The 14,814-nt window shown below is 60.1% G+C and carries 14 protein-coding genes and 1 pseudogene; 8 read left to right on the forward strand and 7 right to left on the reverse strand.

Annotated elements, in window-relative coordinates:
• The first annotated feature begins 446 nt into the window (after positions 1–446).
• On the forward strand, positions 447–2,093 hold the full coding sequence (gene mqo / locus PSH94_RS08100) for a malate dehydrogenase (quinone) (protein ID WP_285429149.1): 1,647 nt from the start codon (positions 447–449) through the stop codon (positions 2,091–2,093).
• 69 nt (positions 2,094–2,162) lie between these two features.
• Here the strand turns inward: mqo and PSH94_RS08105 are convergent, their stop codons facing one another.
• Positions 2,163–3,011, reverse strand: coding sequence for a LysR family transcriptional regulator (locus PSH94_RS08105; protein ID WP_305437061.1), 849 nt, complete (start codon positions 3,009–3,011; stop codon positions 2,163–2,165).
• A gap of 123 nt (positions 3,012–3,134) precedes the next feature.
• On the opposite strand from PSH94_RS08105, the gene PSH94_RS08110 reads away from it, so the two are divergent.
• The 4 genes from PSH94_RS08110 to PSH94_RS08125 all read left to right on the forward strand — a co-directional run bounded on the left by PSH94_RS08110 (position 3,135) and on the right by PSH94_RS08125 (position 6,486).
• The gene (locus PSH94_RS08110; protein WP_305437063.1) at positions 3,135–4,127 is read left to right on the forward strand and encodes a hypothetical protein; all 993 of its coding nucleotides are present in this window, start codon (positions 3,135–3,137) and stop codon (positions 4,125–4,127) included.
• Between the two features lie 215 nt (positions 4,128–4,342).
• Positions 4,343–5,119, forward strand: coding sequence for a 2OG-Fe(II) oxygenase family protein (locus tag PSH94_RS08115; RefSeq protein WP_305437064.1), 777 nt, complete (start codon positions 4,343–4,345; stop codon positions 5,117–5,119).
• Between the two features lie 11 nt (positions 5,120–5,130).
• Entirely contained in the window at positions 5,131–6,024 is an 894-nt protein-coding gene (locus PSH94_RS08120; RefSeq protein WP_305437724.1) for a DMT family transporter, read from the forward strand.
• A 132-nt stretch (positions 6,025–6,156) separates the two neighbouring features.
• Positions 6,157–6,486, forward strand: coding sequence for a YXWGXW repeat-containing protein (locus tag PSH94_RS08125; RefSeq protein ID WP_034096507.1), 330 nt, complete (start codon positions 6,157–6,159; stop codon positions 6,484–6,486).
• A gap of 7 nt (positions 6,487–6,493) precedes the next feature.
• On the opposite strand, the gene PSH94_RS08130 is transcribed toward PSH94_RS08125, so the two are convergent.
• The 4 genes from PSH94_RS08130 to PSH94_RS08145 form a co-directional block, all read right to left on the reverse strand.
• On the reverse strand, positions 6,494–6,889 hold the full coding sequence (locus tag PSH94_RS08130) for a PIN domain-containing protein (RefSeq protein ID WP_181078185.1): 396 nt from the start codon (positions 6,887–6,889) through the stop codon (positions 6,494–6,496).
• The gene (locus tag PSH94_RS08135) at positions 6,886–7,143 is read right to left on the reverse strand and encodes an AbrB/MazE/SpoVT family DNA-binding domain-containing protein (protein WP_181078187.1); all 258 of its coding nucleotides are present in this window, start codon (positions 7,141–7,143) and stop codon (positions 6,886–6,888) included. The genes PSH94_RS08130 and PSH94_RS08135 overlap by 4 nt, the downstream gene beginning before the upstream one ends.
• Positions 7,144–7,314: 171 nt before the next feature.
• The gene (ppnN, locus tag PSH94_RS08140; protein WP_181078189.1) at positions 7,315–8,688 is read right to left on the reverse strand and encodes a nucleotide 5'-monophosphate nucleosidase PpnN; all 1,374 of its coding nucleotides are present in this window, start codon (positions 8,686–8,688) and stop codon (positions 7,315–7,317) included.
• A gap of 148 nt (positions 8,689–8,836) precedes the next feature.
• Positions 8,837–9,661: an aspartyl/asparaginyl beta-hydroxylase domain-containing protein gene (locus PSH94_RS08145; protein ID WP_253511373.1), complete on the reverse strand. Its 825-nt coding sequence runs from the start codon at positions 9,659–9,661 to the stop codon at positions 8,837–8,839.
• Between the two features lie 308 nt (positions 9,662–9,969).
• Between PSH94_RS08145 and fabV the strand changes: the two genes are divergently transcribed.
• Both fabV and PSH94_RS08155 read left to right on the forward strand, forming a co-directional pair.
• The gene (gene fabV / locus PSH94_RS08150; RefSeq protein WP_181078192.1) at positions 9,970–11,166 is read left to right on the forward strand and encodes an enoyl-ACP reductase FabV; all 1,197 of its coding nucleotides are present in this window, start codon (positions 9,970–9,972) and stop codon (positions 11,164–11,166) included.
• A 208-nt stretch (positions 11,167–11,374) separates the two neighbouring features.
• Positions 11,375–11,721: pseudogene (locus tag PSH94_RS08155) on the forward strand (hypothetical protein).
• On the opposite strand, the gene PSH94_RS08160 reads toward PSH94_RS08155, so the two are convergent.
• Positions 11,718–12,623 carry a LysR family transcriptional regulator gene (locus PSH94_RS08160; protein WP_181078194.1) on the reverse strand — a complete coding sequence of 302 codons (906 nt, stop codon included), beginning with the start codon at positions 12,621–12,623 and terminating at the stop codon, positions 11,718–11,720. The pseudogene PSH94_RS08155 and the gene PSH94_RS08160 sit on opposite strands and share 4 nt — an antisense overlap.
• Before the next feature lie 102 nt (positions 12,624–12,725).
• On the opposite strand from PSH94_RS08160, the gene PSH94_RS08165 reads away from it, so the two are divergent.
• Complete coding sequence (locus tag PSH94_RS08165; protein WP_181078196.1) at positions 12,726–13,904, forward strand: aspartate aminotransferase family protein; 1,179 nt, start codon at positions 12,726–12,728, stop codon at positions 13,902–13,904.
• On the opposite strand, the gene punR is transcribed toward PSH94_RS08165, so the two are convergent.
• The gene (gene punR, locus PSH94_RS08170) at positions 13,876–14,799 is read right to left on the reverse strand and encodes a DNA-binding transcriptional activator PunR (RefSeq protein ID WP_305437066.1); all 924 of its coding nucleotides are present in this window, start codon (positions 14,797–14,799) and stop codon (positions 13,876–13,878) included. The genes PSH94_RS08165 and punR overlap by 29 nt on opposite strands.
• Positions 14,800–14,814: the final 15 nt, after the last annotated feature.

The following is a 14,814-nucleotide window of genomic DNA, read 5'->3' on the forward strand; positions in this document are numbered from 1 at the left end:
CGGCGAAGGTGTCTAGAACAGTCGTTTTGGTCAGAGTTCCATCACAGTGGCCAGCCTGTGACCCCACGTCGCGCCCGCCAGGCTTGACACTGAGGCCGATCAGGCGCGTGAAAACCCTCGTTTTGGAGCTGTCAATTGGCCAAACAGCGCATAAAGGCCTTTTGCCGTGATATTCTGCGCGCCGTCCTGGTCTGGCCTGCTCCCCAAACGTACACCTGTATACGTTGCGGTGGGCGGCTGTCGCCAGGCAGCTGAAGCCAATAATGATAAGAAGTCAGCGCAGAAGGGACATAACAGTGAGGTCGATCCATCGGCCTTGTGTGCCCACCCTGCGGCCCTGAAGTGACTGTGCACACCCCGCGGTGCGTTGCCTGGCGCAGCGTGATGGAGGGGTGCCCAGGCTTGGGAGCAGTGGGGCGGATGGCGTTTTATCATAGGTGCTACGGATGTTTAAGAAAGTAAACACTGCCCTGCTGGGGCTGGCGTTGTCGATGGGGATCACGACCGCGCAAGCGCAAGAGGCAAAGAAAGTCGATGTGCTGCTGATCGGCGGCGGCATCATGAGTGCGACCCTCGGCGTATGGCTCAACGAGCTGGAACCGGATTGGTCGATGGAAATGGTCGAGCGTCTCGACGGCGTCGCCGAAGAAAGCTCCAACGGCTGGAACAATGCCGGTACCGGTCACTCGGCCCTGGCTGAGCTGAACTACACCCCGGAAGACAAGAACGGTAACGTTGAAATCCCCAAAGCGGTCGAGATCAACGAAGCGTTCCAGATCTCCCGTCAGTTCTGGTCCTGGCAGGTCCAGCAGGGTGTGCTGAAGAACCCGCGTTCGTTCATCAACTCCACACCGCACATGAGCTTCGTGTGGGGCGATGACAACATCAAGTTCCTGAAAAAGCGCTACGAAGCCCTGCAGGCGAGCCCGCTGTTCGCCGGCATGCAGTACTCCGAAGACCCGGCGCAGATCGCCAAGTGGGTGCCGCTGATGATGGAAGGGCGTGACCCCAACCAGAAAATCGCGGCCACCTGGAGCCCGATCGGCACCGACGTGAACTTCGGCGAGATCACGCGCCAGTTCGTCGCGCACCTGCAAACCACACCGAAGTTCGACCTGAAACTGTCGAGCGAAGTGCAGGACATCACCAAGAACGACGACGGTTCGTGGCGCGTCAGCTACAAAAACCTGAAGGACGGCACCCAGACTGAAACCGACGCCAAGTTCGTGTTCATCGGCGCTGGTGGCGGTGCACTGCACCTGCTGCAAAAGTCGGGCATTCCTGAAGCCAAGGAATATGCAGGCTTCCCGGTGGGCGGCTCGTTCCTGGTGACGGATAACCCGACCATCGCCGAGCAGCACCTGGCCAAGGCCTACGGTAAGGCTTCGGTCGGCGCGCCGCCGATGTCGGTGCCGCACCTGGACACCCGCGTGCTCGATGGCAAGCGCGTGATCCTGTTTGGCCCATTCGCGACCTTCTCCACCAAGTTCCTCAAGGAAGGCTCGTACCTGGACCTGCTGACCAGCACCACCACCCACAACATCTGGCCCATGACCAAAGTCGGTATTCGTGAATACCCGCTGGTCGAGTACCTTGCTGGCCAACTGATGCTGTCGGATGACGACCGTTACAACGCCCTGAAAGAGTATTTCCCGAACGCCAAGAAAGAAGATTGGCGCCTGTGGCAGGCCGGTCAGCGCGTGCAGATCATCAAGCGTGACGAAGAGCAGGGCGGCGTCCTCAAACTCGGCACCGAAGTGGTCAGCTCCGCCGACAACACCATCGCCGGCCTGTTGGGTGCATCGCCGGGCGCGTCCACCGCGGCTCCGATCATGCTGACCGTGCTGCAGAAGGTCTTCAAGGACAAGGTCGCCACCCCGGCCTGGCAGGAAAAACTGCACCAGATCGTGCCGAGCTACGGCACCAAGCTGAATGACAGCCCGGAAGCGGTTGCCAAGGAATGGGCCTACACCGCCGGTATCCTGCAACTGACTCCACCGCCTGCGATTCCACAGCGGACGGCACCAACGGCTACCGAGGCTGCCAAGCCTGCGGCCCAGCCAGGCAAGCCGGCGTCTGACCTGGCGCTGTAAAAAATGCTGTAAGACACAACAAAGCCCGCTGAACCGGTAACGGTCAGCGGGCTTTTTTGTGGGCATCTGTCAGAGGGTGAAGCCCTGCTTTAACTGTTCATGCAGATCGAGCGCCAAGTAGTTCGCGCTATCGGACAGCAAGTAGAGATGGTGGCGTGGCAGTTCGGGCAGTTGCACCCCTGGAATGTTTTTAGTCAGCCCGGCGGTGATGCGACTTTCTTCGATCATGCCCACGGCCAGGCCACAGCTGATGGCCGCCTCCACTGCCGTGGAGCTCGCGCTTTCCAGTAGCACCCGGTAGTAGGTTCCGTTGTCCTTGAGCACCCGCATGGCGGAGGCGCGGTACGGGCAACCGTTCAATTGCACGGCGATCGGCAGCGGCGCCTGTTCGGGTGTCTTGAAATTTTCGGACGCCACCCACACCGGCTGTATCGACCCTAACAATTCCCCTTGTTCCAGCGGCTGGGCGCTGACAATCAACGCCAGATCGATCTGTTCACGGCTGAACATGGTGAACAATTCGCCACTGGAGCGGGCTTCCACTTCCAGTTCGAGCAGCGGGTTATCGGCGATCAGTCGAGGCAGGAAGTCGCGCATAAAGGCGGGCGCGTAAGAGTCCGGCAAACCCAGGCGAATCTTCCCTTGCATGCGCTGCGGAGTCAGCGAGGCCAGCAGTCGGTCATGGCTCTTGAGGAAGTCCGTGGTTTCGCTGAGCAGCTTCTTGCCATACATCGTCAGTTCCACGCCTTGATTGCTGCGAATGAACAAGCGCTGGCCGACCAACGCTTCGAGCTTCTGGATCTGCGTGGTGACTGTCGAGGCGCTGCGGTGCACATGTTGGGCGGCTTCATTGAAGCGTCGGAAACGCGCCACCGCATGAAAAGTGCGCAGCAGGTCGACATTCAGTTGTTTACTCATGATTCTTCTTTTAAGGATCAGTTGTGCAGATTATTCAAATATACAAAATCATGCTCGCTCCCTAGGCTTTGGGTCAAGCAGGTACGCCGGTCGTGCCTGAGAACAATAAGAAAGGGAGCGCTTATGGATATCAATGAGCTGGTGGTGTCGTCGTTGAAGAACAACCACGGCTTCGAAAGCCCGATATGGACGGTTGAAAATGCCGCTAAATACGCGGCCACAGGCGCTGATTTATCGGAATGGGACCGGTTGGTCAGCGAAGAAATCCTGCACCTGATGACCTCGCTGAATCAGGAGGGCGTCGACCGCGTGGATCTGTGCGCCGCACCCTGTGGCCAGGGCGCATTGGGTCAACTGTTGCGCGCGGTGGCGGATGATCTTGTGGAGCTGGTCGGTCAAGACCGCTTGCACTATGTGGAGTTGGGCCCTGAGCCGATCAAAACCTGCGCGCTGATGCGACACCTGCTGGAGAACGGCGCTGAGCCCTTGCATTACACCGCCGTTGATATCAACCAGGCATCACACGGGGTCATGCGCCGATCGGTCGAGCCATTGCTCGCAGCGCCGCAAGGGTTTCGCTACTTGTCGACGGATTTTCGCTCCCTGTACAGGCGCCACATCGACTGCGGGCAGGATGTGACGCTGATCACCATGCTGGGGTTTCAGGAAGGTAATGAACTGCCCGACACCATCGGACAGATCCTACGGCGTATTGGTGGCGCGCGAACCTACGTGCTTTCGGAGATGCAACTGTCCACTGCCCAGGGGGACGAACACATCCAGCGCTTTTACCGGCACGACTGTATGTATCGATTCTCCGACCTGATCGGCATCAAGCTCGGCTTCCAGAAAACCGGCGAGCACGAAGTGGTTGTTTCAGAAATCGAGCACGGGGTGGATCGCTATCGCGTTGCCGCCACCTTGTTGCCCGTCAGCAAAGGTTCGGCACAGGGCTACCTGTTGACCAATGTCTGTTTGAAGTACACCCGCGAACAATTTACCCGCGTACGCCAAGAATACGGCGGTTGCCGCGTCATCGGCGAGTACTGCAGCGGTGACGGCAGCGTGCTGTTTCAGCTGTCGGAATATTGCGCGGATCACGCGGCCGTCAATTGAGTGAGGCAATCACCATGAAAAGACAAAGTGAGCTACCGGTATTCGCCCAAGGCTTCGCGCGCGTCAGATCAGCCTTGCAGGCGTCATTGGCCCCCACATCCCGTTGTAAACATCCGGGCGCATTGCTTGATACGTTGCAACCTTGGCGCGACAGTTATTTGCGAACGGATGGGCCCAGTCTCATCGGGAGCCGCACCCTTGCGGACTTGGGTTATGTGGACTCGCCCTTAGCGGTTTCCACGCCTCAACAGTTGACGGCCTTGGCCCAGGTATCCGGGCTGTTCAGCGAGCAGGGCCTCCTCCAACTGCGACGTGCCTGTTATCAGTTGGAGGCGGGTTCCAGCACCAGTGACTGGATCATTTCGAACCGCACCCGCGGCGTCACCGAGTCGTCCACACTGATACGCGAGATGATGAACAGTCGCGCCTTTCTGCTGGCGGTATCGCGCATTGCCGGGGTTCCGTTGGTGCCCCATCCGTTCCCGCGGGCACGTTCCCAGGTCAATTATTTCTATCCGCCTCAGGCACACCACGACAAAGCGCAGATCGGCATGTGGCACACCGACGGCACCAGTTTCGTGTTGAATATTCTGCTGTCTGAGGCCGATGAATATGACGGTGGAGAGTTCGTCTACTTCGATGGCACCGCTGAACGGTTCGATGTCGAGGAGCTGGATCAGCGTGTGCGCAGTTGTTCGGTCAAATCCAGTGGTGATGCGGTGTATATCTACGGCAGCCGTGTGTTCCATGGAGTGCGTCCGCTTACGCGCGGTCGTCGTATGTCGTTGGTGCTGTCGTTTCATTGCCCTTATAGCCAGGAGGATGTGAACAAGTTCTGGCACCTGGCTTCGGACGACGGGGTGTTGAGGACGATATGCCCGTGGTTCCGGCTTCAACGCGACCTGGCGCGGTCGGCCCACGAGCAGTATCAGCGACTGGGCATCGAGCCGATTACCTTCGCCGATCTCGATCCGTTGAGCGTATCGCCGTGAGCGCGCCGCGCATGGGTTGTGTGAAGCTGGTACTCCTGCAGGCGGTGTTTGTCCTGTCCTGGAGTTCGGGCTTTATTGGCGCCAAATTGGGCGCGCAGAGTGCCGGTGCATTCAACCTGCTGTTCTGGCGGTTTCTATTGGTCTCGCTGTGCCTGGGCGTGTTTTTGAATGTACGGTTACTCAAGGTTTCCTGGGCGCAGATACGCCATCACGCGGTAATCGGGTTTCTCTCGCAATTCCTCTACTTGAGTTGCGTTTACGTGGCGATCCAGAACGGGTTGCCGCCGGGGATCGCGGCCATTATCGCGGCCTTGCAGCCGTTGATGACGGCGGCGCTGTCAACGGGGAACGCTGGGGAGCGCAGTGGTGGATGGCAGTGGCTGGGGTTGCTGATCGGGTTTGTCGGCGTGTCGATCGTCATCTCGGGGCAATACGGCAGCAGCGGGCAAAGTGTCGGCCTGGTCATGTATCTGTTGCCGCTGGTGTCGGCGTTGGGGCTGACCCTGGCAACCCTGTATGAGCGCCGTTCGGCGCAACAACACAGCACGGGCCTGGTCTTGCCGCTGTTTATCCAATCGCTATTGACGCTGATCGGGTTTACCGCTGCGGTGTTGTATACCGACACCCTGAGCATTCCCCATGAGCCTGAGGTACTGATCTCGATTGTCTGGCTGACGGTGTTCTCGACCTTCATTGCCTACTTGAGTCTTTGGATGCTGCTGCGGTTCATGACCGCGACCCATGTGGCAGTGCTGGTTTACCTGGAGCCGCCAGTGACCTTGGTGTGGGCGGCGTTGATGTTTGGCGATGCGATTCTCGCCTCCACCTATGCCGGCATTGCGGTGGTTGTCGCCGGTCTGATTCTGGTTCGACTCAAGCGACCGACCGTCGCCTGCACATCGTGATGCCCTCAGCTTCAGCAAGCTGACAGATACCGCCTGTTACAAATTGTCCATGGCCACGCAGGAGCATGGTTGCGGCAACGGGGGGATTTTTGACAGCGGCAGGTGTTGGGCGCTAACGCCCGAGGGGTTTGTATGTTGCTACGTTATGCGGCATTGGCGGCGGTGGTCGTGGCTGCGTCCGGGTGTGTGCAAGAGCGTGTGGTGCATGAGCGCCGACCGGTGCAACGGGAATATGTCGAGGTGGTGGCGCCGCAGCCGCCGCCGGTGCAAGTGGTCGAAGTCGAACCGCCGGCACGTTATGGCTATATCTGGTCTCGCGGTTATTGGCGTTGGGAGGGCGGTCGCTACGTGGCGGTCCATGGCCACTGGGAGCCAGTGCGCGAAGGCTATCGCTATGTGCATCCGCATTGGGTGCAGCGCAGTGATGGCTTTCACTGGCAGATTGGTGGCTGGGTGCGTTGAGCCCGGCTCAGCCCAGGCGCTTCATGCCGGCTGCCTTGGCGGCATCAGCGTCAAAGGTCGCAGTGTATTCACAGCCGGCTCCATGGGCGCACCGCTCAATCAGGCAGTCGGCGAAATCGGCCTTGCCGGCGCTGAACTTGCGTAGCGCCTGCCAGATGACTTCGGCATGTTCCAGGGTCAACTCGCGGGTGCGCAGCAGGGTTTCCAGCACGCTGACCACGTCACGCTTGGCGCAGGCGTAGCAGCTCTGCAGGACCCACACCAGTTCCACTACCGACACCAGGCTGACAAACCCTGGAGACACCGTAGTGAGGGATTCGATCAATTCGGATGCCTGGGCGGATTGAACTGGGTCGTCCTGGGTGATGTAGCGCACCAGGACGTTGGTATCCAACCCGATCATCGAGCGCTCGCTCCCTGCGCGGCAATGGCCTGGTTCATCTCGTCGAGCGAGACCGCGTTGGCTGGCGTCGGGATCAACCCCTTGAGGTCGCGGACGCTCTTGCTTGACGCAACAATGGAAAACCTGCCGTCTTCCATTTCGACGAATTCCACGCGGTCGCCGGTTTCCAGGCCTAGGGCGGTGCGGACCTGCACGGGGATGGTGATTTGTCCTTTAGAGGTGAGGGTGGCGGTGGCCATAGCAAATATCTCCATCGGGGTGTTCCTTACCCTAAGGTAAGGAGCGATGGAGGACAAGGTCCGTTGGTCCATAGGTCGTTCTGCTCATGTAAAAGTGGGTAAGTAAAAAACCTAGCCCGAACTTCTATTTCTCGCACACCTGGCCTGGCGCCAAAGCAATACAAACTATGAACGCATGCCGGCTGCCTACCGCACCACGCGGTAGCACGGCACATACGCCGCGCCGCCCGGCAATTTCATGCGGTGCTGCGCGACGAACGCCTTCAACAGTTCATCCAGCGGTTTCATGATCGCTGGATCGCCATGGATCTCATATGGGCCATTTTCTTCGATCAGGCGGATGCCCTTGTCCTTCACGTTACCCGCCACGATCCCCGAGAACGCCCGGCGCAGGTTGGCCGCCAGTTCGTGGGGCGGCAGGGTGTGGCTCAGTTGCAGGCTGGCCATGTTCTCGTGCGTCGGATCGAACGGGCGCTGGAAGCCTTCGTCGATCTTGAGCAACCAGTTGAAGTGGAAGGCGTCGTTGCGCTCGCGGCGGAACTGCTTCACCGCCTTGAGGCCGGCGGTCATCTGGCGGGCCACTTCGGCCGGATCGTCGATGATGATCTGATAATGCGCCTGCGCCGCTTCGCCCAAAGTGGCGCCGACAAAGGCGTGCAGTTGCTGCAGGTACGGTGCGGCCTGCTGCGGTCCGGTAAGGATCACCGGGAACGGTACGTCGCGGTTATCCGGGTGCATCAGGATGCCCAGCAGGTACAGGAACTCTTCGGCCGTGCCGGCGCCGCCGGGGAAGATGATGATGCCGTGGCCCACGCGAACAAAGGCTTCCAGGCGCTTTTCGATGTCCGGCAGGATCACCAGCTCGTTGACAATCGGGTTCGGCGCTTCGGCGGCGATGATGCCCGGCTCGGTCAGGCCCAGGTAGCGCCCGCCGGTGATACGTTGCTTGGCGTGGGAAATGGTCGCGCCTTTCATCGGACCTTTCATCACCCCCGGGCCGCAGCCGGTGCATACATCCAGACTGCGCAGGCCCAGTTCATGCCCGACTTTCTTGGTGTATTTGTATTCTTCGGTATTGATCGAGTGTCCGCCCCAGCACACCACGATCTTCGGTTCCACACCAGGGCGCAGCGTGCGCGCGTTGCGCAGCAGGTGGAACACGTAGTCGGTGATGCCTTGGGAGTTGCTCAGGTCGATGCGCTGGCTGTCCAGCTCGTTCTCGGTGTAGACGATGTCGCGCAGGGCACTGAACAGCATTTCGCGGGTGCTGGCGATCATCTCGCCATCGACGAAGGCGTCGGCCGGCGCGTTGAGCAATTCCAGGCGCACACCGCGGTCCTGTTGGTGGATGCGCACTTCAAAGTCTTTGTAGGCGTCGAGGATGGTCTTGGCGTTGTCGATGTGCGCGCCGGTGTTGAGGATCGCCAGGGCGCATTGGCGGAACAGGGTATAGATGCTGCCGGTGCCGGCTTCGCTCAGTTGCTGCACTTCGCGTTGGGAGAGGGTTTCGAGGCTGCCCTTGGGGCTGACGGAGGCGTTGATGACTTGACGTTGGGGCATTCTGATTCCTTGAAAGCACAGCCACCGCAGCCGCTGAGGCGCGATGGCTTGGGAAAGGTGGGCGCCGATGAGGGGCGCACGAGACGGTTTTTTAACTCAGGCACACGGCCCAGCGCAAACACCGCTCAACACCATCATGCCGCAGAACTCACTCGATCAGCTTCCAGTTTTTGTAGAAAACCCGACGCAGGGTAAAGACCAGCGCGGCAAACCCGGCGATCACGGCATTGAGCACCGCCGGCAGCGGGGTCGGCCGCACGATATCGATGAACAGGCAGTAGCGCTTGGCATCGTTCTTATTGAAAGACGCGTGCATCAGCGTGTCATCGAAGATAAATAACGGGTCGTCATGCCAGTAGTGTTTGTGCTCGCCCACCTGGATATACACGCCGTCGTGATGGGGCGCCGGCGCCATGTTGTAAAGCACGCGGAACATCATGCGCAGTGGGCCGAAGTGAAAGGACGTGGAGCGGTTTTCGTTGAACACCGACACCCCGATGGTTTTTACGAACGGCAGTTTTTTGCGCAGGGCCGGGATGTCCAGGTGGGTCTCGATCGGCCGCCCGTACCATTGGAAAAACAACATGCCTCGCTTTTTTTCGGCCATGCGTTCGTCGAGGTAACCGATGATTTCGTCCTTGTGGGCCATGGCCTCATCAATGACCCGTTGCAACTCTTCACGCCAGGCGGGTGGCAGGTCACGCATCGTATAGATGTGGCGATTGCGCGAGCTCAGCAGGTCGAACAGGGTATTGAACGGCGCCAACAGCCAGGTGTTGCGGCCGCTGCCGATAAAGTACTTTTTGATGGTGGACGCATCGTACAGGCCGTTGCGCAAAAAATCGTAAAGGCCGCACAGCAGCACCAGGCACAGAAACACCAGCGTGGTCTCGGGGAATACATCGATAAACAGCAGGCCCGCGAGCACCCAGGCCAGCGAGATGGCTTTTTTACGCACAGCAGGCTTGTTCATGAACTCAGCTCCACAAGGACGCCATTCGACAGGTCCGGACCGGTGGCTGCGAGTGGTGGGTTTGAAACATGTTGAAACAACTACGTCATAATAAGGCGTTTGACCCCGTGTCTGCAGTTTAAATAGTGCGAAAAAGTGTGCAGGCCACTCACAGTTTTTAACGGTTGCCGGGGTGTGTGCAGCGAATTTTGTAAACACGAGATTTACGACTATCGTGACGCTTCGGTTTTTCGGACGTCATAGACCGGTACGATTGAAGCTGAATGGCCACCACTGGCCCTCGGCACCTTGGAAGAGGCAGAAACTTTATGATCATCAAACCGCGGGTTCGTGGCTTTATCTGTGTGACCGCTCACCCTGTTGGCTGTGAAGCGAACGTCAAGGAACAGATCGATTACGTGACCCAGCATGGCGCCATCGAAGGCGGCCCGAAGAAGGTGCTGGTACTCGGCGCTTCCACCGGTTACGGCCTGGCCGCGCGCATCAGCGCTGCGTTTGGCTGCGGCGCCGACACCCTGGGCGTGTTTTTTGAGAAAGAAGGCGAAGAAGGCAAGCTGAGCTCCGCCGGCTGGTACAACAGCGCTGCGTTCGAGAAGTTTGCGGTCGAAAAAGGCCTGTATGCCAAGAGCATCAACGGCGACGCGTTCTCCGACGAGATCAAGCGCCTGACCATCGAAACCATCAAAAAAGACCTGGGCAAGATCGACCTGGTGGTCTACAGCCTGGCCGCGCCACGCCGTACCGACCCCAAGACCGGTGAGGTCTACAACTCCACGCTCAAGCCGATCGGCAAGGCCGTGACCCTGCGCGGTATCAACACCGACAAAGGGGTTGTGGTCGACACCACCTTGGAGCCGGCGACCCAAGAAGAAATCGCCGGCACCGTGAAAGTCATGGGTGGCGAAGACTGGCAACTGTGGATCGACGCGCTGCGTGACGCCGATGTACTGGCCGAAGGCGCCAAGACCACCGCCTTTACCTACCTTGGCGAAAAGCTGACCCAGGACATCTACTGGAACGGCTCGATCGGTGAAGCCAAGAAAGACCTGGACAAGAAAGTCCTGACCCTGCGCGACAACCTCGCCGCACTGAAGGGCGACGCCCGTGTGTCGGTGCTCAAGGCCGTGGTCACCCAGGCCAGCTCGGCGATCCCGATCATGCCGCTGTACCTGTCGCTGCTGTTCAAAGTGATGAAAGAGCAGGGCACTCACGAAGGGTGCATCGAGCAGGTCTACGGTTTGTTCAAGGACAGCCTGTACGGCAAAGAGCCGAAGCTCGACACCGACGGCCGCCTGCGCGCCGACCTGGCCGAGCTGGAGCCGAAGGTCCAGGACGCCGTGGCGGCGCTGTGGAACCAGGTCACCGACGAGAACGTCAACGAGATCAGCGATTTTGCCGGTTACAAAGCGGAATTCCTGCGCTTGTTCGGCTTTGAAGTCGATGGCGTGGACTACGAGGCTGATGTAAATCCGACGGTGAAGATCAACGGTCTGATCCAAGCCTAAAGCGCGGTTAAAAATGTAGGAGGGGGCTTGCCCCCGATGGCTTCGCGTCAGACAGCTCAGCTGTAGCTGAGCTATCGCCGTCGGGGGCAAGTCCCTCCCACTTTGATTTGCGTGCGTTTCAGAGGTTTCTTGCGCTTCAGCGCGCCTTTCCCTCTCTTCAAATCTGCCAGACTCCTCCCGCTATCAAGCCAAGCCAACGGAGGATCTGATGACGATTCGTGCAGTAGTTTTTGATTTCGGCGGTGTTCTCTTCGATTGGAGCCCGCATCACCTCTACCGCAAACTGATTGCCGACGATCAAGAACGGCAGTGATTCCTGGATAACATCTGCACCCAGGCCTGGAATACCGAACAAGATGCGGGGCGGCCGCTGGCCGAAGCCACGCAAATCCTGATCGATCAACACCCCCACCCTAGAGACTCGATCACGGCCTATTACGAGATGACGTGGCCGACAACGCCGATGCCGCCAGCGCTCTGGGTTGGCAGGACATTCATCATGTATCGGCCGAGCAGACATCGGCACGATTGCGTGAAGTGGGCGTGAGCCTCTAGCGCGCCCATTTCTCCATCACAAAATCGACAAACGCTCGCAACTTGGGCAGGCGATAACGATCCTGGCCGTACAGCACATGCATGGGTCGGCTGGGCAATTGATAGTCGGTCAGCAACGCCACAAGTTTGCCGCTGTGCAGATCGGGCTGGACCAGCGCATCGGGCAGCATCACGATGCCCATGCCTTGCACCGCCGCTTGGCGCAGGGCTTGTGAGCTATTGATGGTCAACGATCCCGACACCGGGATTTCCACTTCGCCGTCCGCTCCCGTCATACGCCAGAGCTTGTCGGCGTTGCGCCAGTCGTCGGTGGACGGATAAGCGAAGGCCAGGCAGTCGTGTTGTTGCAGGTCTTCGGGCCTGGTCGGCGTGCCGCGTCGCGCCAGGTAGCTCGGCGAAGCGCAGAGGGTGATGGTGTAGTCCTGCATGGGCCGTGCGATCAGGCTCGACGGTTCCAACTCGCCCAAGCGGATCGCCACGTCGAAGCCACTGTCGACCAGGTCCATGCGCTGGTTGCTGAGCACCACATAGAGCTTGATCTGCGGATAACGTTGGGAGAATTCGCTCAACGCCGGCGCCAGGCGCTCGGTGCCGAAGGCGGGTGGGGCGGTGATGCGCAAGGTGCCTCTAGGCACGTCACTGTGGGCTTGTTCGGCCAGTTGTTCGGAGTCGGCCACTAGTCCCAACACCTCCAGACAGCGTTGGTAATACTGGCCGCCGAACTCCGTGAGACTCTGCTTGCGCGTGGTGCGCTTGAGCAGACTGACTCCCAGGCGCTGTTCCAGGGCGCGCAGGTGGTTACCGACCATCGTGGTCGACAGGCCGCAGGCGTGGGCCGCCGCCGTCATGCTGCCGGTCTCCACCACTTTTACGTACACCGACATTGCCTGGAACAGATCCATTATCAAGCCCTGGTTTAAAGTCATTGCAGAAATGTGCAGTTTATCCAGCTCAGGTGGCTAACGATACTGAGACCATCAACCTGATGACTTGGAGCCCGCACCATGACCGCCGCCTGCCTGATGACCACCTACCAACCCTTGGCCCTGAGCTTCGCCCGTGGCCTGGGCACGCGTCTGTGGGACCAGCAGGGTCGCGAGTACCTCGATGCGGTGGCGGGTGTGGCGGTGACCAATGTCGGGCATTCCCATCCGCGCCTGGTGGCGGCCATCAGCGAGCAGGCTGGCCTGTTGCTGCACACCTCCAACCTCTACAGCATTGACTGGCAACAACGCCTGGCCCGGCGCCTGGCGCAGCTGTCCGGCCTGGATTGCGGATTTTTCAACAACTCCGGCGCCGAGGCCAACGAAACCGCCCTCAAGCTGGCGCGCTTGCATGGCTGGAAAAAGGGCATCGAAGAACCGTTGATTGTGGTGATGGAGAACGCCTTTCACGGGCGCACCCTGGGCACCATGGCGGCCAGCGACGGACCGTCGGTGCGCCTCGGGTTTCAGCGCTTACCGGGGAATTTTCTCAAGGTCCGGTTCGGTGACCTGGCCGCCATCGAAGCGATCACCCGCACCCATGGCGCGCAGATTGCGGCCGTGTTGCTGGAGCCGATCCAGGGTGAAAGTGGTGTATTGCCGGCGCCGCCCGGCTATCTGCGTGGCTTGCGCGATCACTGCACAGCCCACGGCTGGCTGATGATGCTCGATGAAATCCAGACCGGCATCGGTCGCACCGGTGCGTGGTTCGCGTTCCAGCATGAAGGCATCGTGCCGGACGTCATGACCCTGGCCAAAGGCCTCGGCAACGGCGTGCCGATCGGCGCCTGCCTGGCACGGGCCGGTGTGGCGCGCTTGTTCACGCCGGGCAGTCATGGCAGCACGTTTGGCGGTAACCCGCTGGCTTGCCGGGTTGGCTGCACGGTGCTGGACATCATCGAAGAGCAGGGCTTGCTGCACAACGCCGCGCAACAGGGCGAACGCTTGCTGGCGCGGCTGCGCGTGGAACTGGCGGAACACCCCCAGGTGCTGGCGATTCGCGGGCAGGGCTTGATGATCGGCATCGAACTGGTCAGCCCGTATCGCGACCTGGCCCAGCGCGCCGCCCAGGAGCATGCGCTGCTGATCAATGTGACGCGCGGCAAAATCATCCGCCTGCTGCCGCCGCTGACCCTGGACGGCAAGGAAGTCGAGATGATCGTGCGGGCCATCAGCCGCTTATTGGATCAGGGCCATTGAGCCATTCTTGGTTGAGGGTTTCGGTGTCGCCCAGGTATTCGAGTAACCACGCCATGGCCGGGGACAGCTTGTTCTGCGCCCAGGCCACGCAGGACGGGCTGGCGGGGAAGGGGCGGGTCAGGTGCAGCGCCACCAGCTCGCCGCGTTCGATCCAGGGCGCTACCTTATGTGCTGGCGCCATGCCGACGCACAACCCATCGCGCAGGCAATCGATGGCTGACGCCCAGTTAGGCACCACCAGGCGCAGTTGGTTGTCCAGGGTCCAGGTGTCGCGCTTGGGCAGGTTACGCGAGGTGTCGGTCATGCACAGCGAGGCGAAGGGGCGCAATTGGTCGTCGCTGAGCAGGCCTTCAACGCTCGCCAGCGGATGCCGCGCGCTGACCACGCACAGCCAGTTCAACAACCCCATATCGCGAAAGGTAAAGTGGCTGGCCACCGGCACCGCGCTGGTGGCCCCGATCACAATGTCGGTGCGCTCGTCGGCCAGGGCATCCCACACACCGTTGTACACCTCGTACTCCAGCAGTAATTCCACCTCGGGGAACCGTCGATAGAAATCCAGCACCAATTGCCGGCAGCGCTGGGGTTTGACGATGGAGTCCACCGCCACCTTCAACTGGCCGCTCCAGCCATTGGCCACTTGCTGGCACAAGCGTCGCGTGCCGAGCATTTTCTTCATCACGCCCCGGGCTTCGTCGATAAACAGGCGGCCGGCGGGGGTCAGTTCCACGTCGCGGTGACGCCGCACGAACAGCGGCACCGCCAACCATTCTTCCAGCTGACGCACCGTATAGCTGATGGCCGACGGCACACGGTGCAATTCCTGTGCGGCGGCGCTGAAGCTGCCGTGGCGCGCCACGGCGTCTACCACATCCAGGGAATATTCGGACCACATGATCGGTGCCTTCAA

It is taken from the genome of Pseudomonas sp. FP2254, from assembly GCF_030687695.1.
GTDB classification, from domain to species: Bacteria; Pseudomonadota; Gammaproteobacteria; order Pseudomonadales; family Pseudomonadaceae; genus Aquipseudomonas; species Aquipseudomonas quebecensis.